At 73.6% G+C, this 20,715-nt stretch carries 20 protein-coding genes and 1 pseudogene; 10 read left to right on the top strand and 11 right to left on the bottom strand.

Annotated features, from left to right (window positions below):
- The first annotated feature begins 162 nt into the window (after window positions 1-162).
- From ACFV6I_RS18255 to ACFV6I_RS18245, 3 genes are all read left to right on the top strand, one after another.
- Window positions 163-1,500 (top strand): MFS transporter, encoded by a 1,338-nt coding sequence (locus ACFV6I_RS18255; RefSeq protein ID WP_380426316.1) that lies wholly within the window; start codon window positions 163-165, stop codon window positions 1,498-1,500.
- Between the two features lie 96 nt (window positions 1,501-1,596).
- A complete protein-coding gene (locus ACFV6I_RS18250) occupies window positions 1,597-2,256 on the top strand; it encodes a hypothetical protein (protein WP_380426314.1) in 660 nt (219 codons plus the stop codon).
- A 34-nt stretch (window positions 2,257-2,290) separates the two neighbouring features.
- On the top strand, window positions 2,291-3,343 hold the full coding sequence (locus ACFV6I_RS18245; RefSeq protein ID WP_380426312.1) for a hypothetical protein: 1,053 nt from the start codon (window positions 2,291-2,293) through the stop codon (window positions 3,341-3,343).
- A 142-nt stretch (window positions 3,344-3,485) separates the two neighbouring features.
- On the opposite strand, the gene ACFV6I_RS18240 is transcribed toward ACFV6I_RS18245, so the two are convergent.
- From ACFV6I_RS18240 to ACFV6I_RS18225, 4 genes are all read right to left on the bottom strand, one after another.
- Complete coding sequence (locus tag ACFV6I_RS18240; RefSeq protein WP_380426310.1) at window positions 3,486-3,722, bottom strand: helix-turn-helix transcriptional regulator; 237 nt, start codon at window positions 3,720-3,722, stop codon at window positions 3,486-3,488.
- A 116-nt stretch (window positions 3,723-3,838) separates the two neighbouring features.
- A complete protein-coding gene (locus ACFV6I_RS18235) occupies window positions 3,839-4,807 on the bottom strand; it encodes a DUF4331 family protein (RefSeq protein ID WP_063349778.1) in 969 nt (322 codons plus the stop codon).
- A gap of 479 nt (window positions 4,808-5,286) precedes the next feature.
- Window positions 5,287-6,426, bottom strand: a complete 1,140-nt coding sequence (locus ACFV6I_RS18230; RefSeq protein WP_380426308.1) for a serine hydrolase domain-containing protein — start codon at window positions 6,424-6,426, stop codon at window positions 5,287-5,289.
- 54 nt (window positions 6,427-6,480) lie between these two features.
- On the bottom strand, window positions 6,481-7,152 hold the full coding sequence (locus ACFV6I_RS18225) for a DUF4097 family beta strand repeat-containing protein (protein ID WP_380335806.1): 672 nt from the start codon (window positions 7,150-7,152) through the stop codon (window positions 6,481-6,483).
- A 446-nt stretch (window positions 7,153-7,598) separates the two neighbouring features.
- Here ACFV6I_RS18225 and ACFV6I_RS18220 point away from each other — a divergent pair, with 446 nt between their 5' ends.
- Complete coding sequence (locus ACFV6I_RS18220; protein WP_380426306.1) at window positions 7,599-8,837, top strand: alpha/beta hydrolase family protein; 1,239 nt, start codon at window positions 7,599-7,601, stop codon at window positions 8,835-8,837.
- A gap of 265 nt (window positions 8,838-9,102) precedes the next feature.
- Here ACFV6I_RS18220 and ACFV6I_RS18215 read toward each other — a convergent pair.
- A pseudogene (locus tag ACFV6I_RS18215) lies at window positions 9,103-9,573 on the bottom strand (MarR family transcriptional regulator); the annotation flags it as partial.
- Window positions 9,574-9,665: 92 nt separating this feature from the next.
- Between ACFV6I_RS18215 and ACFV6I_RS18210 the strand changes: the two are divergent.
- The gene (locus ACFV6I_RS18210; protein WP_380426304.1) at window positions 9,666-10,028 is read left to right on the top strand and encodes an HGxxPAAW family protein; all 363 of its coding nucleotides are present in this window, start codon (window positions 9,666-9,668) and stop codon (window positions 10,026-10,028) included.
- 130 nt (window positions 10,029-10,158) lie between these two features.
- On the opposite strand, the gene ACFV6I_RS18205 is transcribed toward ACFV6I_RS18210, so the two are convergent.
- The 3 genes from ACFV6I_RS18205 to ACFV6I_RS18195 all read right to left on the bottom strand — a co-directional run bounded on the left by ACFV6I_RS18205 (window position 10,159) and on the right by ACFV6I_RS18195 (window position 13,738).
- Window positions 10,159-10,911 carry a hypothetical protein gene (locus ACFV6I_RS18205; RefSeq protein ID WP_380426302.1) on the bottom strand — a complete coding sequence of 251 codons (753 nt, stop codon included), beginning with the start codon at window positions 10,909-10,911 and terminating at the stop codon, window positions 10,159-10,161.
- Between the two features lie 90 nt (window positions 10,912-11,001).
- Window positions 11,002-11,607 (bottom strand): PadR family transcriptional regulator, encoded by a 606-nt coding sequence (locus ACFV6I_RS18200; protein ID WP_380426300.1) that lies wholly within the window; start codon window positions 11,605-11,607, stop codon window positions 11,002-11,004.
- Window positions 11,608-11,683: 76 nt separating this feature from the next.
- Window positions 11,684-13,738 (bottom strand): FAD-dependent oxidoreductase, encoded by a 2,055-nt coding sequence (locus ACFV6I_RS18195; RefSeq protein WP_380426298.1) that lies wholly within the window; start codon window positions 13,736-13,738, stop codon window positions 11,684-11,686.
- 184 nt (window positions 13,739-13,922) lie between these two features.
- Here ACFV6I_RS18195 and ACFV6I_RS18190 point away from each other — a divergent pair, with 184 nt between their 5' ends.
- On the top strand, window positions 13,923-15,182 hold the full coding sequence (locus ACFV6I_RS18190) for an FAD-dependent monooxygenase (RefSeq protein ID WP_380426296.1): 1,260 nt from the start codon (window positions 13,923-13,925) through the stop codon (window positions 15,180-15,182).
- A 69-nt stretch (window positions 15,183-15,251) separates the two neighbouring features.
- Here ACFV6I_RS18190 and ACFV6I_RS18185 read toward each other — a convergent pair whose 3' ends face one another.
- Window positions 15,252-15,827, bottom strand: coding sequence for a TerD family protein (locus ACFV6I_RS18185; RefSeq protein ID WP_063349770.1), 576 nt, complete (start codon window positions 15,825-15,827; stop codon window positions 15,252-15,254).
- Window positions 15,828-16,053: 226 nt separating this feature from the next.
- Here ACFV6I_RS18185 and ACFV6I_RS18180 point away from each other — a divergent pair, with 226 nt between their 5' ends.
- Genes ACFV6I_RS18180 through ACFV6I_RS18170 form a run of 3 tightly spaced genes read left to right on the top strand, consistent with a single transcriptional unit; the run spans window position 16,054 to window position 17,243 of the window.
- Window positions 16,054-16,347, top strand: coding sequence for a hypothetical protein (locus ACFV6I_RS18180; protein WP_380426294.1), 294 nt, complete (start codon window positions 16,054-16,056; stop codon window positions 16,345-16,347).
- Between the two features lie 57 nt (window positions 16,348-16,404).
- Window positions 16,405-16,842: a MarR family winged helix-turn-helix transcriptional regulator gene (locus ACFV6I_RS18175; RefSeq protein ID WP_063349768.1), complete on the top strand. Its 438-nt coding sequence runs from the start codon at window positions 16,405-16,407 to the stop codon at window positions 16,840-16,842.
- Window positions 16,839-17,243, top strand: coding sequence for a hypothetical protein (locus tag ACFV6I_RS18170; RefSeq protein WP_380426292.1), 405 nt, complete (start codon window positions 16,839-16,841; stop codon window positions 17,241-17,243). The genes ACFV6I_RS18175 and ACFV6I_RS18170 overlap by 4 nt, the downstream gene beginning before the upstream one ends.
- 26 nt (window positions 17,244-17,269) lie before the next feature.
- Here ACFV6I_RS18170 and ACFV6I_RS18165 read toward each other — a convergent pair whose 3' ends face one another.
- The gene (locus ACFV6I_RS18165) at window positions 17,270-18,865 is read right to left on the bottom strand and encodes a glycerol-3-phosphate dehydrogenase/oxidase (protein WP_380426290.1); all 1,596 of its coding nucleotides are present in this window, start codon (window positions 18,863-18,865) and stop codon (window positions 17,270-17,272) included.
- Window positions 18,862-19,476 (bottom strand): TetR/AcrR family transcriptional regulator, encoded by a 615-nt coding sequence (locus ACFV6I_RS18160; protein WP_063349765.1) that lies wholly within the window; start codon window positions 19,474-19,476, stop codon window positions 18,862-18,864. The genes ACFV6I_RS18165 and ACFV6I_RS18160 overlap by 4 nt, the downstream gene beginning before the upstream one ends.
- 88 nt (window positions 19,477-19,564) lie before the next feature.
- Between ACFV6I_RS18160 and ACFV6I_RS18155 the strand changes: the two genes are divergently transcribed.
- Window positions 19,565-20,715, top strand: a 1,151-nt coding sequence (locus tag ACFV6I_RS18155) for an FAD-binding oxidoreductase (protein ID WP_380426320.1), incomplete at its 3' end; no start/stop codon positions are given.

The raw sequence follows: 20,715 nt of genomic DNA, 5'->3' as shown, positions 1-20,715 counted from the left end.
GCCGGGGGTGGCGTTGCAGCGGGCCGGGGCGCGGCCGCCGGCGCGGGGACCCCGGGGGCGGCCGCGCCGGTGGGCCCACGATCATCGGATCGTGGGCCCTTCACCGTTTCTCGGCGAATGTTTCACGTGAAACGGCGGCCGGTTCCATGGCACTCTGGGCGGGTGGCGATCACCGAGAACGGCAGCACCCACCAGTCCGCACACCGTGCCACGCTTCTCGGTCTGCTCCGCGGCCGGGACTTCCGGCGGCTGCTGACCGCCCGGGTGCTCTCCCAGCTCTCGGACGGCGTCTTCCAGGTCTCGCTCGCCGCCTACGTCGTGTTCTCCCCGGAGAAGCAGTCCTCCCCCGCCGACATCGCCTCGGTGCTGGCCGTGATGCTGCTGCCGTTCTCGGTGATCGGCCCGTTCGCCGGGGTGCTGCTGGACCGCTGGCGCCGCCGCCAGGTGCTCTACTACGGCAACCTGGCCCGCTTCGGGCTCGGCCTCGTCACCGGCGCCCTGCTCCTGGCGGAGGCGCCGACCTGGCTGTTCTTCGCCTCGGCGCTGCTGGTCACCGCGCTCAACCGGTTCATCCTGGCCGGCCTGTCCGCCGCCCTGCCCCGGGTGGTCGAGCAGGACCAGCTGGTCACCGCCAACGCGCTCTCCCCCACGCTGGGCACGGTCGCCGCCGCCTCCGGCGGAGGGGTCGGCTTCCTGCTGCACCAGGTGATGACCCCCGGACCGAAGGCCGACGCCGCGCTGGTCACGGTGGCCGCGCTGCTCTACCTGTCGGCCGCACTGGCCGCCCGCCGGATGGACCGCGACCTGCTCGGCCCGGAGAAGCACGGCGACCGCCCGGCGCTCGGCCAGGCGCTGGTCCGGGCCGCCGTCGAACTCGGCGCCGCCGTGCGCCACTTGGTGCGGGACTGCCGGCCCGCCGTGCACGCGCTGGCCGCCGTCACCGCGGCCCGGTTCTGCTACGGCGTGCTGATCGTGGTCGTGGTGATGCTCGCCCGGTACACCTTCAACGACCCGTCCGACAGCGCGGCCGGACTGGTCACGCTCGGCCAGGCGGTCGGCCTGTCCGCCGCCGGGTTCTTCGTCGCCGCACTGGTCAGCCCCTGGTGCACCCGGCGGCTCGGCCTGGCCGGCTGGCTGACGGTCTGCCTGGCGGCCCCGGTGGTCTTCGTCCCGGCGCTCGGCCTGAGCTTCACCCTGCTGCCCTGCCTGCTCGCGGCGCTGCTGCTCGGGGTGGTCACCCAGGGCACCAAGATCTGCGCCGACACCGTGGTCCAGGAGTCGGTCGAGGACGAGTTCCGCGGCCGGGTCTTCGCGATCTACGACGTGCTGTTCAACGTCGCCTTCGTGACCGCTGCCCTGGTCACGGCGCTGGTGCTGCCGCTCTCCGGCCGCTCGGTCGTGGTGGTGGTCGGGGTCGCCGCGGTGTACGGGCTCTCGGCGCTCCTCTACCTGCGCTCCGCCCGGCGGTACGGGCCGCTCCCAGGCGACCGGGCCTCCTGAAGGCCCTCGGCCCCTCGGAACGGTGGCGTCCGACCGAGTCGCTAAGGTACGTCAGACCTGTCGGAGCGACAGCACTCGGCCTCGGGGGACGAACTGATGAGCACACCGCCCGGCCCGTACGGGCCACCTCCGCCGTACGGGCCGCCCCCACAGCCGGCCCCGCCGTACGGGCAGGTGCCGTACATCCCGTCGCAGCCCCAGCCCGCACCGCCCGGCTTCGGACCGCCCCCGCCCGGGCCGCCCCAGCCCGGACCACCCCAGCCCGCACCGCCCGGCTTCGGACCGCCCCCGGCCTACGGCCAGCAGCCGCCCGGCTACGGCGCCCAGTCGCCGTACGGCCAGCAGCCGCCCGCCGGTCCGTACGGCTACCCGCCGCCCGCCTCCGCCGCCGAGACGCCCCCCGCGAAGCGCGGCGTCAAGGCGAAGCTGCGGATCGTCGGCCTGGTCGGCGGCTGCCTCGCGCTGGCCGTCGGCTACTTCGCCAGCGGCCCGAGCGTCAGCAGCGCCAAGCCCGGCGACTGCGTCCGGGTGAACGACACCCGCGATGTCGAGATCGTCAAGTGCACTGACGCCAAAGCGAATTACCGGGTCCTGTCGACGTTCGGTGACACCACCGACGTGAACCGCTGCCGGCAGACGCCGCAGACCACCAGCGCCGTCTCGGGCAAGAGCGGACGCCGCTGGAACAAGAAGCGGTACGTGCTCTGCCTCGGCCCGATGACCCCGGCCGGCGCCCCGCTGCCGGGGAAGGCCTGACCTCTCCACCACCACCGCATCCCCGGGGGACCTCTTGTCCGTTCCGCCGCCCCAGCTGCCGTACGGCGCCCCGCCGCCCGACGACGGCAACCCGTACGCCACCGGCAACCCCTACGGCCGGCCGACCCCGCCCCCGCCGCCGGGCCCGCCGCCCGGCTACGGCTACCCGGCCTCCCCGCCGCCGCCCGACCAGCCGTACGGCTACCCCCCGCAGCCCGCGCCCGGCTACGGGTACGGGTACCCGCCACCGGCGCCGCAGGACGGGCCCGCCTGCCGCTTCTGCGGCGGCTTCCCGGCCGTGGACGCCACCGTCCGCGGCCACCAGGGCCTGGTCCTGGCCTACCGGATGCTGCGGATGCCGGGCCCGTTCTGCCGCACCTGCGGGACGGCGACGGTGCGCGACCTGTCCGCCCGCACCCTGGTCCAGGGCTGGTGGAGCCCGGCGTCGGTGCTGCTGGCGCCGATCACCCTGCTGCTGAACCTCGCCGCCAACGGCAAGGTCAAGCGGCTGCCGCCGCCCGTCCCGGGCAGCCACGGCCCCCAGCTCGACCCCGGCGTCCCGCTGGGCCGGCGGCCGCACGCGCTGATGCTGCTGCTGCCGCTCTCGGTGGTCGTCACGCTGGTCCTGGCCGCTACCGGGGTGCTCGGCCCGAAGAAGGACGACCCGGTCGCGCCGATCGCGATACCCACGGTGACGGTGCCCCCGGTGACCACCTTCTCGCCGCCGCCGACCTACACGCCGCGGCCGTTCCCCTCGCCGACGTTCAGCATGCCGCCGGTGCCCACCATCACGCTGCCGCCGCCGACCGCCCCCGGCACCGCTGCCGACAGCATCGACCGGGCCAACCCCGGCGACTGCCTGCGCAACGAGAACGGCACCGGCGCGACCCACGACGCCAACCCGAAGATCACCATGCTGCCCTGCGGCGACTCCCGCGCCCAGTACAAGGTGGTCTTCAAGTACCTGGCCACCTCCGACGAGAAGGTCTGCGAGAAGCAGCCGAAGTCGGACAGCACCTACACCCGCACCTACTCCAACCTGCCGGCCCTCAACTACGTGCTCTGCCTGCAGAGCCTCCACGGCTGACCCGGCACGCCCGAGGGGTGGGGGGGGGGCCGCGCCGCGCCCCCCCCCCCCCCTACGCACAACACAACTGGGGGGGAATCATGCAGAAGAGGCGCAGTCCCTGGGCGCTCGCGTACTTCCCGATCGGTCCCGTCCTGAGCCCTCACGCCTCCGTGTTCAGCGCCCGGGAGAGGGCGGTGAGGAGGGGGAGGGTGGGGGCGGCGTGGCCGGCTTCGATGGCGCGGACCTGGGCGTCGGTGAGGTCGGCACGCTTGGCGAGGTCCGCGATGGAGAGGCCGAGGGCGGTGCGGCGCTCGCGGACGGCGCGGGCGAGGGCGCCGGCCGGGTCGCCGTCCGGGTGGGCGGGGAAGTCCTCGATCAGTGGGCGCGCGCGGTTCACCGGACCTCCTCATTGCCGGGCGGGGGCGCACAGCCTGACACGTGATCACGGCGGGAAGTGCGAAGCGGCGGTCAAGGATTCTTGACCGCCGCTTTGTCGTCCGGCTACTTGACTCGCTACTTGACGGGGTGCGGGTGGCCGAGGTGCGGGAAGACGGGGAGGACGTCGGTGTGCGGGGGGATGTGGTCGCTGGTGATCTTGCCGCCGGAGACCATGGTGAGGCGGGCCGAGGTCACGTCGTCGACGAGGGTGCGACCGTTGGGGTAGGCGGCGGGGCGGGAGCGGTCGTAGCGGAGGATGTCCGGGAGGACGAGCTTGAGGGTCTCGGTGGCGGCCTCGGTGGTGTAGTCCCCGGTGTGCTGGAGGACGGCCGTCCAGGCCTCGCGGTAGGTGTCCCAGTCGTCGGCCGGCTCACCCGCGTTGTACGCGTCCTTCACCTCCTCCTTGTTGAAGTAGGCGGTGAGGGAGGGGTGCGCGCCACGGTCGACGGAGACGAGCCGGCCGTCCTGGCGGAGGCTGACCCGGGCCCAGACGCCGATCGTCGGGTCGGGGCCGAGGTCGGTGTCGGGGACTTCGAGGGCGATGCCGAAGACGTTGGCATCGGCCATGGCGTCCTTGCCGGTCCAGGTGAAGTCGTTGACGATCCCTTCGAGGTCGGCGAAGAAGGGATCGCTGCGCAGGCCGACGGAGAGCTTGCGGCCGTTCGCCTCGATGACGTCGGGCGCGTCCCCGAAGGCGACCGGCGCTTCGGAGAACAGGACGTCCCCGGTGGGCTCGTGCTTCTGCGCGGCGGCGCCGGTCGCCCGGTGGACGGTGACGGTCTGGGCGCCGGTGTGGGTGGGGGCGGAGAAGGTGAAGGAGTAGGCGACGTCGGCGCGGTGGTCGCCGTCGGTGTCGATGTTGATGCGGTACACGGCGTCGGGGTGGAACTCGGCCGCCTGGGTGGGGGCGTAGGGGTTCGCGTTCATGATCAGGACGGTCCGGCCGGGCGCATCGGCGGCCGGGAAGGCGAACACGTCGGTCAGGTCGAGCCGCGAGTCGCCTCGGGGCGAGCGGAGGTTGGGGCCGCTGAGGTGATGGGACATGGGACCGTTGGTAGCAGCCCCCACCCGGCACCGGCCCGACGACACCCGCACTCCGCCCACCCGTCCGCCGATTGGCCGTCATCCCCCGACGGACCCCCGACGGCTCGCCGCGCGGAAGCGCGGGCCAACCCCCCGCATTCGGGGCAGCATGCTGAGTGCTCACCGAATCCATGATCGGCACATGTCCAGGGCACCGTGGTTTTCCCCGGGCCGACGGAGGCCCCCTCGGACGCCCGAGCCGCTACGCCCAGGGCATCACCGCTACTCGATATTTGACTCAGCGTCAATTTATCGGCAGTGCAATGTACTTGAGTTTCGATGGGCTTCATTACGCCACGCCGCTTCACCATCGCGGAGCGCGGCTTCGCGCTTCACTCCTGCCCCACCACCGCTGCGCGCCGGGGCACCACCCCTTCAACGAACGGAGTGGGAAGTCGGGCCCGTCGACTTCCCACTCGCCGCGCCGAAACCGCAGGCCGTCAGCCTTCGGCCCGCACACCGCTGCCGCTGCCGAACACCGCCTTGATGAGCCGGTCCAGTGCCTTGGGGAACTCCTGTGCCGGGTCGGATGCGGAGTCGCCGGTGGTGAGCCCTGCGGTCAGGGTCTTGCTGCCGTCGGGGGTGCCGATCATCAGGGCCCCGTAGCCGCCGGGGGCGCCGCCGTTGTGGTGGACGATGGTGCCGCCGTCGGGGCCGAGGTCCTGGACGAACAGGCCCAGGCCGTAGCCGAGCATCCCGTGCGGCGTGCGCATCTCGTCCAGCAGGGGGGCGGGCAGGAGCTTGCCGCCCAGGAGTGCGGCGAAGAACGTGCGGAGGTCCCGGGTGGTCGAGATCAGGTCGCCGGCGCCGACCAGGAGGGAGAGGTTCTGGCGGGCGACGTCGACCACCTTCCACTGGTCGCCGTCCTGGTAGCGGTAGTAGCCGTGGGCGTGCGGCGCGGGGAGCTCCGGCGAGTCGCCCGGCACCATGGTGTCCCGCAGTCCGAGCGGCCGCAGGATCCGCCGCTGCATCTCCTCGGCGTACGGGCGGCCGGCGGCCTGCTCGATCAGGAGCACGGCCAGCGTGTAGTTGGTGTTGGAGTAGCTCTGGTCGGTGCCCGGCTCGAACCGTGCCGGCTTGGACAGGGCGAACTGCACGAGCTCCTCGGGCCGGTAGCTGTGGAACCGGTTGTCCACCCACTCCTTGCCCATCGCGGGGATCCCCGGCATGAACGTCCCGTCGGGTTCGAGGTCTCCGGTGTAGCTGGCCAGGCCGCTGGTGTGCTGGAGCAGCATCCGCACGGTGATCCGCCGGTCCAGCCCGAACTGCGGCAGGTGGTCGACCACCGGGGTGTCCAGCCCGATCGCGCCGTCGGCCACCAGGTGCAGCACCAGGGTCGCGACGAAGGTCTTGGTGGTGCTGCCCACCCAGAACTTCCCGTCCACCGACGGCTTCGCGGCCTCGCCCAGCTTGCGCACCCCGGCGCTGCCGACCCACTCCCCGTGCTCGTCGTGCACGCGCAGTTGTATCCCGGCGAAACCGGCGTCGACGAACTCCTGGATGGCTTGCTGGAGCTCCGGGCGGTCCTGACCTGCGGCGATCTCGACGGCGATCTCGGCGGCGTAGCGGGATTCACTCATGGTTGTTCCTTGTCTCGCGATCGGAGTGTGCGGGCTGGGGCTGGGGCTGGGGCTTCAGAGGCTGCGGGCGGTGATGTCGCCGTAGGCGGTGGTCGCGTGGATGCTCAGGCCGGCGGCGGCGCCGTCGGTGTTCTTGAGCGTGTTGTGGATCCGGCCGTAGGTGGTGCCGGCGTCCAGGGAGGCGGAGACGCCGCGGGCCGCGCCGACGGACACGTCGCCGGCCTCGGTGCGCAGCGTGATCGTGCCGTGCACGGCTTCGGTGATGTGGATGTCGCCCTTGGCGGTGGTGATCTCGGCGGGGCCGTCGAGGCGGCCGACGGAGATGTCGCCGGCGAGGACTGCGAGGTGGGCGCCGGCGGTCTCGTCGAGCTTGACCGAGGCCTGCGCGCCTTCGAAGGTGACGTCGCCGAGGCGTCCGACGCCCCGGAGTTCGGCGCTGGCCGTCTTCGCCTGGATGCGGGAGCCGGCGGGCAGTTGGACGGTCACCTCGACGGTGCCGGACTGGCCGAGGATCCGGTTCTCGGCCGCCGCCGCCTCGATTCGCAGGACGCCGTCGGCGTACTCGACGGTGGTCCGCTCCGCCGCCTTCACGTCGCGGCTCTTCGAGGCGTCGGCGGGCAGGACCTCGACCGTGGTGTCGGCCCGGTCGGCGGCGATGAGCCGGATGCGCCCGGCGGGGATGTCGAGGACGGCGGAGACCGGGGCGGGGGTGGCGAACTTCTGCATGATGCTCTCCTGTGGCTCGTTCTTTCTGACAACGGAAACGCTACGTTGCCTTCACGCTTAACGGCAACAGGCATGTTGCGCACAATCAGCATCATCGCAGGTCAGAACCTCATTATCGTTGCAACAGTTACGGATTTAACGCAACGTCAGTCACGTCGCCCGTTGCATTGGATTGAGCGTGAACGCTATGCGCCACCCCGCCCCGGCACGCCGCCGCATCAGCCCACGGATGTAAACCCCCGGGCCAATGCGCGCCCCCGCACCGTCATCCGGTGGTCGGATGTGGCCGGGTACGCCGCGATGACAGCCTTCCGTTCAGGTGCACGGAGATCCATCGGACGGTCCGTCAGGGGCGCTTCCCCGGCCGTCCGGTGTCGAACGACGGCCGCACCTGCGAAGACCGCGCGCCTCGGCCCGGTTCTGTCCAGCACACCCAGGGAGGGCCCATGACCACCACGCCGTTCACGAGCCGACACGCCATGACGCGCCGCCGCCTGCTGGGGGCCGCACTGGCCGCCGGAGCCACCGGGGCCGCCGCACCGCTCGCCCTCGCCCGCCCCGCGTGGGCGGCGGGCGGGGCCGCCATCCCCGGGTCCGCCGCCACCGCCGCCGGCGGCCCGGCGCGGCTCACCCTGCCCGAGCCCACCGGGCCGCACCCCGTGGGCACCGTCCCGCTGCACCTGCTCGACGCCTCCCGCCCGGACCCGCTGGCCGGCCCGGGCCGGTTCCGCGAGCTGATGGCGAGCGTCTGGTACCCCGCCCGCGAGGCCGGGGAGTACCCGCTCGCGCCCTGGATGGCCGACGGCGCACTGCGGGCGTTCCTCGCGGACACGGGCTTCGCCATCGACCCCGCCCTCGCCCCGCTCACCTCCGGCCGTGTGGGCGCCCCGGTCCACCGCGCGGGCCGCCGCCTGCCCGTCGTCGTCTACTCGCACGGCGCGCACAGCCACCGCGCCGACCACACCGTGATGGTCCAGGAACTCGCCAGCCACGGCTACGTGGTGGTCACCGTCGACCACACCCGCGACGCGATCACCGAGTTCCCCGACGGCCTGGTCCTCACCCCGGACCGGAGCATCCCGATGGGGCCGAAGGACTTCGCCGCGGACATCCGCTTCCTCCTCGACCAGGTCGACGCCCTCGCCGCCGGGCGCAACCCCGACACCGACGGCAGGCCGCTGCCCGCCGGCCTGCTGCACGCCCTCGACCCGGACCGGATCGGCATGTTCGGCTGGTCCAAGGGCGGCACGGCCACCGCCTACACCATGCTCGCCGACCGGCGCGTCCGCGCCGGGCTGAGCCTGGACGGCCCGATGCAGCCGACCATCACCACCGACCTGGACCGGCCGTTCATGATGATGACCGCCGCGTTCACCCGGGCCGGCCAGCCGGCCGTCGCCGAGTTCTGGCCGCACCTGCGCGGCTGGCGGCTCGACGTCCAGGCCCAGGGCGCGGTGCACGTCTCGTACGGCGACGACCAGGTGCTGATCCCGCAGGCCGCCAAGCTCCTCGGCCTGACCGACGAACAGGTCCGGGACATGATCGGCACCCTCGACCCGGCCCGCGCGGTGAAGATCCAGCAGGCGTACCCGGTGGCCTTCTTCGACCTGCACCTGCGGCACCGCCCCAGCCGCCTCCTCGACGGCCCGTCCGCGGCCTTCCCCGAGGTGACGTACCTGCCCTGAGACGCCGCCCTGAGACGCTGCACCAAGACGTCGCCCCGCGACGCTGCTCCACGACGCTGCACCGAGGCGCTGCTCCGAGACCGTGGCGGGGGGCCCCCCCGCCCGGCGGGCCGCGGCGCCCGGAGCGGGCGCCCGGGCGGGCGCGCGGGCGGCCCCCAACCCCGCCGCCCCCCCGCGTCGTGCCCCCCCGCCGGCCCCCGCGGGCGCGCCCCGACGCCGGGCGCGCCCCCCCCCCCCCGGGGGGCCCCCGATACGGCATGTCGGCCCGGATCTCGTCCAGCGACTCCCCCAGCACCCCCTTGGCCCGGGTGAACCAGTCGGCGATCACCGCGGTCTCGTCCGGCGTGTAGTCGGCGAACAGCGCGCCGATCCGCTCGTAGAACGGGCCGTAGACCTGGAGGATGCGCTGCTGCGCGTCCTCCGCCATCACCACGCGGACGCGCCGACGGTCGGCCGGGTCGGCCTCGCGGCGGGCGTAGCCGGTCTTCTCCAGCCGGTTGAGCACGCCGGTCACGGCGCCGGTGGTCAGCTGCGCGCGCTCGGCGAGGTCGCCGGCGGCCAGCGGTTCCCCGGCCATCGCGGCCTCGATGACGAAGCCGAGGCAGGTCAGGTCGGTGACGTTGAGGCCGAGCCGGGCGGCGATGTCCTGCTGGCCGAACTGCGCCAGCGCGATCATCCGGTCCATCGCGTAGAGCGCCTGCTCGGGCGTCGCCCGGGGGCGCGGCTTGCCCTTCACTCGATATCTCCTTAGCATCTAAGTTACTTAGCTCGTGAGATAAACGGCCGACCCGTCCATCCCGACCCGCCCATCACACCAAACGAGGAGCAATGAGCGCACACGGCGACCACGACATGGGGCACACCATCGCCGGCTGGACCGGCTCCGTCATCGCGATCCTCGGCTTCACCGTCGCGGGCGCGGCCCTCGTCCTCGGCTCGGCCGCCGGGCTCTGGGCCGGCGGGATCCTCACCGCCCTCGGCGCGCTCGCCAGCTGGCTGCTCCACCTCGCCGGCTGGGGCAAGCCCACCGGCCCGCGCCCGCCCGCCCACCGGCCCTGGCGCACCCCCGACCCGGCCGGCCGCCAGGGCCACCCCCACTGCCTCGGCTGCCGCCTCGCCGGCCGCACCCCGGCCCCGATCCAGGCGCCGGCCCCCGCCCCCGTGCAGCACCGGCGGCGCATCAGCGCCTGACCGGCCGACACCGCCGGCTCCGCACCCGCCCGATACAGCCCACGCCGCGGGGCCGCCCGCGGGGGGGGCGCCCGCGGGGGGGGGGGGGGGCGGGGGGGCGGCCCCGGGGGGGGCCGTCGCGTTGTCCGGCTCAGACCGAGGTGCCCTGGGTGACGGGGGCCGTGGCGGTGGGCGGGGTGGTGCTGCCGGCGGTGGCGCCGAGGGCGCGCTGGACCTTGGCGACAGCGGCGCGGTACTGGAAGGAGGCCAGTTGGGAGGAGTCGCCACCGCGCTGGAAGAAGCCGAAGGCCATGCCGACGGTGCCGAAGCGCTCGACGCCGACGAAGGCGTTCAGCTGAACGCCGGCCAGGGTGCCGTCGAGGCGGACGGCGGACGCGTCCTGGCGGTCGCCGAGGGTGACTGGGGTGACGGTGAAGGTCACCGAGTCGTTGGTGCCGGCGCTGAAGGTGATGGTGTGGCAGCTCTTGAGGGCCGCGGTGGCGGCGTCGAGGTCGGTGGTGAGCTTTCCCGCGTCCTCGGCGGTGAGGGACTCGGTCACCATCGGGTTGCCGCCCGGACCGTCCAGTTCGGCCTCGGCGTGCGGGGTCTCGGGGCCGGGGATGCCGGTGTGCATGTTGATCAGGTCGCTGAGGGCGTCGCAGTCGTTGGCCGGGGACGGCATCGTACTGGGGCCGGCGCTGGGGCTGGCCGTGCTGGAGACCTGGGTGAAGCCTGGGCCGACGTCGTCGACGGTGAGCAGGGCCGCGGTGAGTTGCTCGGAGGTGGGCAGGCCCTGGGCGGGCTGGCCGGGCGTCGCGGCCGCGGCGAGGTGGGCCGGGCCCAAGGCGACCGCCGCGGCGAGGGCGGCGGCGGCGAGGGCGTGGAGCGGCTTCGGGTGGGACATGCGGGCCCCCCGGTCGAGAGTGCGGGCAGGGACAGGCACCAGTGTCCCACCGGGCCTGATACGGGGCTCGCGGGCGCGGATCACCGCAGGTCAGGCCCCCTGGTCCGACTGGTCCGGCTGGTCCGGCGGAAGCGGTCCGGGGGTTTCGAGCGCTTCGGGGGTTTCGAGCGCTTCGAGGGTTTCGAGGGTTTCGGCGAGCCACTGCACCCAGAAGGCCTCCAGCCCGATGCCCGCCCGCAGCACGGCGTGCTGGAGGCGGTTCTCCCCGGCCGTCGTCTCGGCCGGGAAGTCGTGCCGCTCGATCTCCCGGTAGTCGTCCAACTGCGCGCGGTGCAGCGCCAGGTGCCGCCGCACCTCGGCCGCCAGGCCGTCCGTGCCGACCACCGCGGCGGCGCGCAGCCGTAGCAGCAGCGGTTCGCGGACGGCGCGCGGCGCGGCGCCCTCGGCCGTCCAGCGGGCGAGTTCGGCGCGGCCCTCGGGCAGGACCTCGTACTCCTTCTTCTGTCCGCGGACGGGGCCGGACGGCCGGAGGGCCCGGATCTGTCCGGAGGCCTCCAGCCGGCCCAGTTCGCGGTAGATCTGCTGGTGGGTGGCGGGCCAGAAGAAGCCGATCGACTTGTCGAAGCGCCGGGTCAGCTCCAGCCCCGAGGACGGTTTCTCCAGCAGGGCGGTGAGGATGGCGTGCGGCAGCGACATGCCGTCGATCCTAGGGCGTGCCCAAGGCGTGCCCAGGTCCTGTCCGGCCGAACAGGACCCAGCGCGAAAGGAAGGGTCAGATCGCGGCGGCCAGTTCGGTGCCCTGCTTGATGGCCCGCTTGGCGTCGAGTTCGGCGGCGACGTCGGCGCCACCGATCAGGTGGGCCTCCAGGCCGCGCTCGCGCAGCGCCTCGTACAGGTCTCGGCGCGGCTCCTGGCCGGTGCAGAGCACCACGGTGTCCACGGGCAGCAGTTGGCGCTCGCCGTCGACGGTGAAGTGCAGGCCGGCGTCGTCGATCAGGTCGTACGTCGCGCCGGCGACCATGGTGACGCCGCGGTGCCGGAGTTCGGTGCGGTGGATCCAGCCGGTGGTCTTGCCGAGCCCGGCCCCGACCTTGCTGGTCTTGCGCTGGAGCAGGTGGACGGCGCGCGGCGGTGCGGGCCGCTCGGGGCGGCGCAGTCCGCCGCGCTCGCGGTACTGCGGGTCGATGCCCCACTTGGCCTGGAACACGGCCGGGTCGAGGCTGGCCGCGTCGCCCGGGTCGGTGAGGAAGCCGGCCACATCGAAGCCGATGCCGCCCGCGCCGAGGATGGCGACCCGCTCGCCGACGGGGGCGCCGCCGCGCAGGACGTCGAGGTAGCCGAGCACGCTGGGGTGGTCAACTCCTGGGAGGTCGGCGGGGGTTCGCGGGGTGACTCCGGTGGCGAGGACGAGTTCGTCGAAGTTCTCGGCGGCGAGCTGCTCGGCGGTGGCGGTGGTGCCGAGGCGCTGGGTGACGGCCAACTCGGCGAGCCGGGTGCGGTAGTAGCGCAGCGTCTCGTCGAACTCCTCCTTGCCGGGCACGAGTCGGGCGGTGTTCAGCTGCCCGCCGATCGCCGCGGCGGAGTCGAACAGGGTGACGTCGTGGCCGCGTTCGGCGGCGGAGACGGCGAAGGCGAGCCCGGCCGGTCCGGCTCCGACGACGCCGATGCGCTTGCGCAACCTGGTGGGCGCGAGCACGAGTTCGGTCTCGTGGCAGGCGCGCGGGTTGACCAGGCAGGAGGTGATCAGGCCGCTGAAGGTGTGGTCGAGGCAGGCCTGGTTGCAGCCGATGCAGGTGTTGATGGCGTCGGCGCGGCCGTCTTCCACCTTGGCGACGAAGTCGGCGTCGGCGAGCAGCGGGCGGGCCAGCGAGACCAGGTCGGCGCAGCCGTCGGCGAGCAACTGCTCGGCGATCTCGGGGGTGTTGATGCGGTTGGTGGTGACCAGCGGGATGTTGACCGTGCCCATCACCTTCCTGGTCGCCCAGGCGAAGGCGCCGCGCGGCACGGAGGTGGCGATGGTGGGGATGCGGGCCTCGTGCCAGCCGATGCCGGTGTTGATGATGGTCGCCCCGGCGGCCTCGACGGCCTGGGCGAGGCGGACGACCTCGTCGAGGGTGGAGCCGCCGGGTACCAGGTCGAGCATGGAGAGGCGGTAGACGATGATGAAGTCCTCGCCGATCCGCTCGCGGACGCGGCGGACGATCTCCACCGGGAAGCGCATCCGGCGCTCGTACGGGCCGCCCCACTCGTCCTCGCGCCGGTTGGTGGCGGCGACGACGAACTCGTTGATCAGGTAGCCCTCGGAGCCCATGATCTCGACGCCGTCGTACCCGGCGCGGCGGGCGAGTTCGGCGCAGCGGACGAAGTCCTCGATGGTCTGCTCGACCTGTGCGGTGGTGAGCTCGTGCGGGACGAAGGGGCTGATCGGGGCCTGGAGCGCGCTGGGGGCGACCAGGTCGCGGTGGTAGGCGTAGCGGCCGAAGTGCAGGATCTGCAGGGCGATCTTCCCGCCGGCGGCGTGCACGGCGTCGGTGACGACGCGGTGGCGGTCGGCTTCGGCCTCGGTGGTGAGCATCGCGCCGCCCTCCCAGGGGCGCCCGGCCTCGTTGGGGGCGATGCCGCCGGTGACGATGAGGCCGACGCCGCCGCGGGCCCGTTCGGCGTAGAAGGCGGCCATCCGCCGGTAGCCGTCGGGGGCCTCCTCCAGGCCGACGTGCATGGAGCCCATGACGACGCGGTTGGGCAGGGTGGTGAAGCCGAGGTCGAGCGGGCTGAGTAGGTGCGGGTAGCGGCTGCTGCCGGGGGTGGTGCTCATCGACGCGCTCATCGACGTCTCCTGGGGGCGGCGGGGGTCGTTGTTACCGCAGGGTAGGGGACGGTGGCTCGATGTGCAACTAGTTGCATAAGGAGCCCGGGGGCCGGGGCCCCACGCTCTGCCGGTTCCCACCAACTCGCGGACATGATCCGCGTATTGTCAGATCGATAGTGTGGGCAGCTGGGAGAGGACCGCCATGCGGGATAGCTCGATAGCCGTGATCGGCGGCAGCATCGCCGGAAGCGCCTTCGCCGGGGCCGCCGCCCGGCTGGGAGCGGACCGGATCGTGGTCCTGGAACGCAGCGAGGGCCAGCTGGAGGACCGCGGCGTCGGGATCTGCATCAACGACGACCGCTTCGACGAACTGGTCCGCGCCGGCCACCTCCACGACGGCGTCCGCCGCCACCGCCTCACCGTCCGCCGCTGGGTCACCCGGGAGACGGCCGAGGACCGCGGCGGCGACGGACCGGACGGGCGCGGGCGGGTGCTCTGGAACCAGCCGATGCCGTTCCACTCCCACCACTGGGCCGTCCTCTGGCAGGCCCTGCGCGAACGCACCCCCGACCGGATCGAGTTCCGGCAAGGCCACACCGTCACCGCGGCCGGCACCGACCAGGACGGCGCCTGGACGGCCGGCCCCGACGGCACCCGCGAACCGTACGACCTGGTGATCGGCGCCGACGGCTACCGCTCGGTGGTCCGCGCGGCGGTCTGCCCGCAGGCCCGGCCCGAATACGCCGGGTACGTGTGCTGGCGCGGCAGCTACGACGCCGCACTGCTGGCGGAGCTGCCCGGCGGGTCCGCGGCCTGGCCGGAGGACGAGTGCGCCACCGTCTGCTACCCCGGCGGCCAGGTCGTGATCTACCGCATCCCCGGGCTCACCCCCGGCAGCACCCAGGTGAACTGGGTCTTCTACGCGCCCACTCCCGCCTGGCTGCGCCTAGACGGCCCGACCAGCATCCCGGCGGGCACCCTCACCGACGGGCAGCTGGACGACCTGCGCCGGCTCGCCGAACGGCACCTGCCGCCGTACTGGGCCGCCCTGGTCACCCTCACCCCGCGCGAGCGGACCTTCCTCCAGCCCGTCTACGACCTGGAGACCCCGCGCCGCACGGCCGGCCGGCTGCTCCTCGGCGGGGACGCGGCCACCGTCGTCCGCCCGCACAACACCAGCGGCGCGGTGAAGGCCTTGCAGGACGCGCACGCCTTCGAGCAGGCCGGGCGGGCCGCCGCCGCGCACGGCGACTCCTGGCCGTCCGTGCTGGCCGCGTACGACGAGGAGCGGGGCGTGGTCGGGCGGGAGCTGGTGGAACTGGGCCGACGGCTCGGCCGGGAGCAGGTCGCCGCCGCACCGGACTGGTCGACCATGGACGAGCCGGGGATGGTCGCCTGGTGGCACGGCCAGCTCACCGGCAGCGGGGGTTTCGGCGGCCACGCCCTCGGGCGTCCCGAGTGAGCGTGGGCCGCACAGGCCCGTGGCCGCCGAAACCCCGTCAGATCACCTGCTGCGATTCACCTGCTGCGATCAGACGTTGACGCCGTAGTCGGTCGCGATGCCGCGCAGACCGGAGGCGTAACCCTGCCCTATGGCGCGGAACTTCCACTCCGCGCCGTTGCGGTACAGCTCGCCGAAGACCATCGCGGTCTCGGTGGACGCGTCCTCGCTGAGGTCGTAACGGGCGATCTCCTGGCCGTTGGCCTGGTTCAGCACCCGGATGAACGCGTTGCGGACCTGCCCGAAGCTCTGCAGCCGGGCGTCGGCGTCGTAGATCGACACCGGGAAGACCACCTTCGCCACGTCGGCCGGCACCCGCGCCAGGTCGACCTTGATCTGCTCGTCGTCGCCGTCGCCGCCACCGGTCAGGTTGTCGCCGCTGTGCTCGACCGAACCATCGGGGCTGCGCAGGTTGTTGAAGAAGACGAAGTGCTGGTCCGAGACCACCTTGCCGAGCGCGTTGCAGAGCAGCGCGCTGGCGTCCAGGTCGTAGTCGGCGCCAGTGGTGGTGCGCACGTCCCAGCCGAGACCCACGATCACGGCGCTCAGACCGGGCGCCTCCTTGCTCAACGAGACGTTGCCGCCCTTGGCCAGCGAAACTCCCACAATGCCCTCCTCGATCTCTCCCTGCGGACGAATCTACAACACTGTAGAGATCACGGGAATCCACCTGCGGTCGGGCCCCACCCCGGGAATTTCTCAGGGGCTCCACCGGGAACCACCCGCCACCCCGGCCGCCGCACCCGCCGGGCCGAGGCCCGGTGGCCACCCTAGACTGGCGGTGGATCCCCTGGTCCGCCCCGACCGGCGGCCCCCGCGCGGGAGGTTCCCCATGCGCCAGCGGTACAGCTTCCACTTCGACCAGGCCGGGCACTCGGTCACCGTCAACGTCCGCTCCGGCTGGATCACCGAGACCGAGCTGCTGGTGGACGGCAAGGAATGCGCCTTCCACCGCGTCCACGGGCACGGCGTCTACCCGCTGACGCTCGCCGCCCAACTCGCCGAGGAGCCGCCGCTGCCGCTCTCGGTACGGCTGGACCGCACGGGCGCGGCCGAGCACCCGTACTCCTGCCTCCTGGAGGTCGCGGGAGCCGAGCACCCGATGCCGGAGCGCGCGGCGCGCTGAGCGCCGCCTCCCGGGCGACTTGCCCGCCGATAGTACGAAACCGTACTATCCGAAAACGTGAAGTTCGAAACCGAAGCGTCCGGCGAGCAGTCCGCACTGCTCGCGCTCCAGCGCGCGACCCACGCCACGCTCCACCTGCTCGCCACCGAGCTGGTCGACCTCGACCTGACCGCCTCCGAGATCAACGCCCTCGCCAACCTCGCCGACGGGCGCGGCCGGACGGTCTCCGAGCTCGGCACCGCCGTCGGCACCCGGCCGACCACGCTGACCGGCGTCCTGGACCGCCTGGAACGCCGCGGCCACATCACCCGCGGCACCCGCGCCGGGGACCGCCGTTCGGTACTGATCGAGCTCACCCCCACCGGCCGAATCACCGCCGACACCATCCGGCAGACCGTCGCCGACCTCGAACGCCGCGCACTCGGCAACCTCTCCCCCGCCCAGGTAGACGGCTTCCACGCCACCCTCCGGGCCCTGACGAAGGCCTCCTCATGAGCTCCCCCGAAACTCCCGAAACCCCCGACCCCTTCGGCGAGTTGCTGCGCGAGGTGATGGCCGGCGCAGACCGCTTCGGCCACCGTCAGCACGTCCGGCTCAGCTGGCTCGCCGTCCGCCGCCACGGCAGCGCCACCGCCCTCGACCTGGTCGGCGACGGCATCCGCCGCACCGCCGCCAAGGCCGGGGCGCCACAGAAGTTCCACGTCACCATGACCCGGGCCTGGATGGAGCTGGTGGCCCACCGCGCCGACGCCGCAACCGACTTCGAGGACTTCGCCGCCCGTCACCCCGAGCTGCTCGACAAGGACCTGCTCGCCCGCCACTACCGCCCCGAGACCCTCACGAGCGACCAGGCCCGCACGACCTGGGTCGAACCCGACCTGGTGCCGTTCCCCTAGCCCTCCCCAGCCCTCCCCAGCCTTCCCTAGCCTTCCCGGCTGCCGTCCCGGACCTCCGTCACGATCTCCTCGATCGCCTTGCGGGCCCGCTCGGCGTCCTCGGCGACCAGGCCGATCCTGGTCCGGCGGTCGAGCACGTCGGCGACGTCCAGCGCGCCCTCGTGCGTGACGGCGTAGGCGACCTCGGCGCGCGTCACGTCCAGGCCTTCCGCGATCGGCGTCAACTCCCCGGCGGCCACCACCTCCTGGGACGATCCGCCGTAGCGGGCGAGCAGCGAGCCGGGCACGGCGCCCGCCGGGAGCGGACGGCTGTCCCGGTGGGTCGGGGCCCCGACCAGCGGCAGGCGGGCCGTCCAGCAGGCCCGGGCCGGCAGGCCGCGCAGCCGGACGGCGGCGTCCACCGCGTCCTCGGCCATCCGCCGGTAGGTGGTGAGCTTGCCGCCGACCACCGTGACCAGCCCGGACGGCGACTCCAGCACCGCGTGCTCCCGGGAGATGTCGGCGGTGCTGCCGCCCCCGGTGTCGATCAGCGGCCGCAGCCCCGCGTACGCGCCGCGCACGTCCGCCCTGGTCAGCGCGGTGTTCAGGGCGGCGTTGACGGTGTCGAGCAGGAAGGCGAGCTCCCCCTCGGCGGGCTGCGGCTCGTCCGGGATCGGACCGGGCGCGTCCTCGTCGGTCAGCCCGATCGCCACCCGGCCGAGCTGCTGGGGCAGCGCGAAGACGAAGCGGCTGGTCGAACCGGGCACCGGCACGGTGAGCGCCGCGGTCGGGTGGCCGAGCGCGGCGGCGTCCACCAGGAGGTGGGTGCCCCGGCTGGGGCGCAGCCTGATCGACGGGTCCACCTCGCCCGCCCAGACGCCGGTGGCGTTGACCACCGCGCCGGCCTCGACGGTCAGCGACTGCCCGGTGACGGTGTCGGTGAGCCGGGCGCAGCCGCCCGTCACGGACTCCGCCCGCACCCTGGTCAGCACGGTGGCGCCGTACTGCGCCGCGGTCCGCGCCAGCGCCACCACCAGCCGTGCGTCGTCCACGAGTTGGCCGTCGTGCGCGACCAGCGCGCCGGACAGTCCGGCGGTCCGCACGCCCGGCACCAGCTGCCGCGTCCGCGCGGCGCCGATCCGGCGCACCCGGGGCAGCAGCGCGCCCGGCGTCCCGGCACTGAGCCTCAGCGCGTCCCCGGCGTGGAAGCCCACCCGGATCAGCGAGGCCTGCCCGGGGCGCAGCAACCCCGGGAGCAGCGGCACCAGTTGGGGCAGCGCGCGGATCAGGTGCGGGGCGGTGCGGGTCATCAGCACGCCGCGCTCGATCGCGCTCTCCCGGGCCACCCCGATCCGCCCGGAGGCGAGGTAGCGCAGGCCGCCGTGCACCAGCTTGGAGCTCCAGCGGCTGGTGCCGAACGCCAGGTCGCGGGACTCGACCAGCACCGTGCGCAGCCCGCGCGAGGCGGCGTCCAGGGCCACCCCGGCGCCGGTGACGCCGCCGCCGATCACCAGCAGGTCGACCCGCGGGCGGTCCCCCAGCGCTTCGAGTTCCGCCCGGCGCCGGCCGGCGTCGAGTCGGCTGGAGCCGGCGTAAGGAGTGGCGGAGCGAGCGGCGGAGGATCCGGCGGGCGTCAAGGTCATGGCGCGAGGTATCCGTTCAGTGCTCTGGTCAGTTCGCGCCGCCAGGCGGCCTCCGGCAGCAGGGAGGCGACCATGCGGTGCGACTGGACGGTGGACTGGGCGATCAGCAGGACCATGGCGGCCAGTTCGACCGGCTCCCCTGACCGGATCGAACCGTGCGCCTGCCCCTGTTCGATGCCGGCCCGCAGCGCCTCCAGCAGGCCGCGCTGGCTGGTGCCGAGCCGCTCGACGACGTATTCCAGCAGCAGGTCGGAGTCGGCGGAGCGCAGCAGCGCGCCGAGCACCGGGTGGTCCCGCAGCCGGACGGCCACCTCGACGACCCCGTCCACGAAGGCCTCCCGGCCGATCGGGGCGCCGTCGCCCCCGAGGGTCAGGGCGACGCCCTCCCGGGTGGCCCGGATCTCCCGGGTGAGCAGGGCGCCGATCACCGCCCGGACGTCCGGCCAGCGCCGGTAGACGGTCGGCCGGCTGACCCCGGCGCGGCGGGCGATCTCCGCCAACTGCGTTCGGCGCACGCCGAGATGGACGATCAGGTCGGCGGCGGCGTCCAGGATCGCGTCGTCGGTGCTGCGCGCGGGACTGCCAGGGGGCTCGGCGTTACTACTTGACATGATGTGTGAAACTGTAACGCATGGCATCTGAGACGCAAGCGGGACCGGCCGGCGCCGCGCTGCCGCTCCCCCCGATGAAGTGGGACGCCTGGGGCGACCCGGCCCTCGCCAAGGAGCTGTCCGCGGACATCAAGGGACTGCTCGCCGCCTCGACCGGCTCCACGACCTCGACGAGACCTCCGGCGAGGCCGTCCTCGGCGCCGGCCTCACCGGCCCCGCCGCCGAGGCCCTGCTCGCCGAGCGCGGCTACGAACTCGGCCACTACCCGCAGAGCTTCCGCTACGCCACCCTCGGCGGCTTCGCCGCCACCCGCTCCTCCGGCCAGGACTCGGCCGGCCACGGGCGCTTCGACGAGATGGTCCGCGGTCTGCGCGTCGTCACCCCCGCCGGTGTGCTCGACCTCGGCCGCGCCCCCGCCTCCGCCGCCGGCCCCGACCTGCGCGAGCTCTTCCTCGGCTCCGAAGGCACCCTCGGCGTCATCACCGCCGTCCGCCTGCGCGTTCACCCGCTGCCCGCCGTCAAGGCCTACGAGGCCTGGAGCCTGCCCGACTTCGCCACCGGCAGCGCCGCCCTGCGCGCCGTCGAACAGGCCGGCACCGGCCCCACCGTCATCCGGCTCTCCGACGAGGCCGAGACGATGGTCAACCTCGCCACGACCGAACAGATCGGCGGCGCCCCCGCCATCACCGGCTGCCTCGCCGTCACCGTCTTCGAAGGCACCGCCGAACAGGTCGCCACCCGCCACCGGCTCACCCGCGACACCCTGCTCGCCGCCGGCGCCACGTCTGTCGGCGAGGCCCCCGCCCGGGCCTGGGAACACGGCCGCTTCAACGCCCCCTACCTGCGGGACTCCCTGCTCAGCGCCGGCGCCCTCTGCGAAACCCTGGAGACCGCGACCAGTTGGAGCCGGCTCCCGCAGCTGCGGACCGCCGTCACCGAGGCCCTCACCACCGCCCTGCCCGGCGCCCTCGTCCTCTGCCACATCTCGCACGTCTACCCGACCGGCGCCTCGCTCTACTTCACCGTCGTCGCCGCCCTCGGCGAGGACCCGCTCACCCGGTGGGCCGCCGCCAAGCGCGCCGCCGGCGACGCCATCGTCACCGCCGGCGGCACCATCACCCACCACCACGCCGTCGGCGCCGACCACCGGCCCTGGATGAGCGACGAGATCGGCGAGCTCGGCGTGCGCATCCTGCGCGCCGTCAAGGCCGAACTCGACCCGGCGGGCATCCTCAACCC

Origin of the sequence: Kitasatospora sp. NPDC059803 (assembly GCF_042732255.1) — a bacterium.
Taxonomy (GTDB): domain Bacteria; phylum Actinomycetota; class Actinomycetes; order Streptomycetales; family Streptomycetaceae; genus Kitasatospora.
The sequence above is the reverse complement of the archived record's forward strand: the minus strand, read 5'-3'. Positions and strand labels throughout refer to the sequence as shown.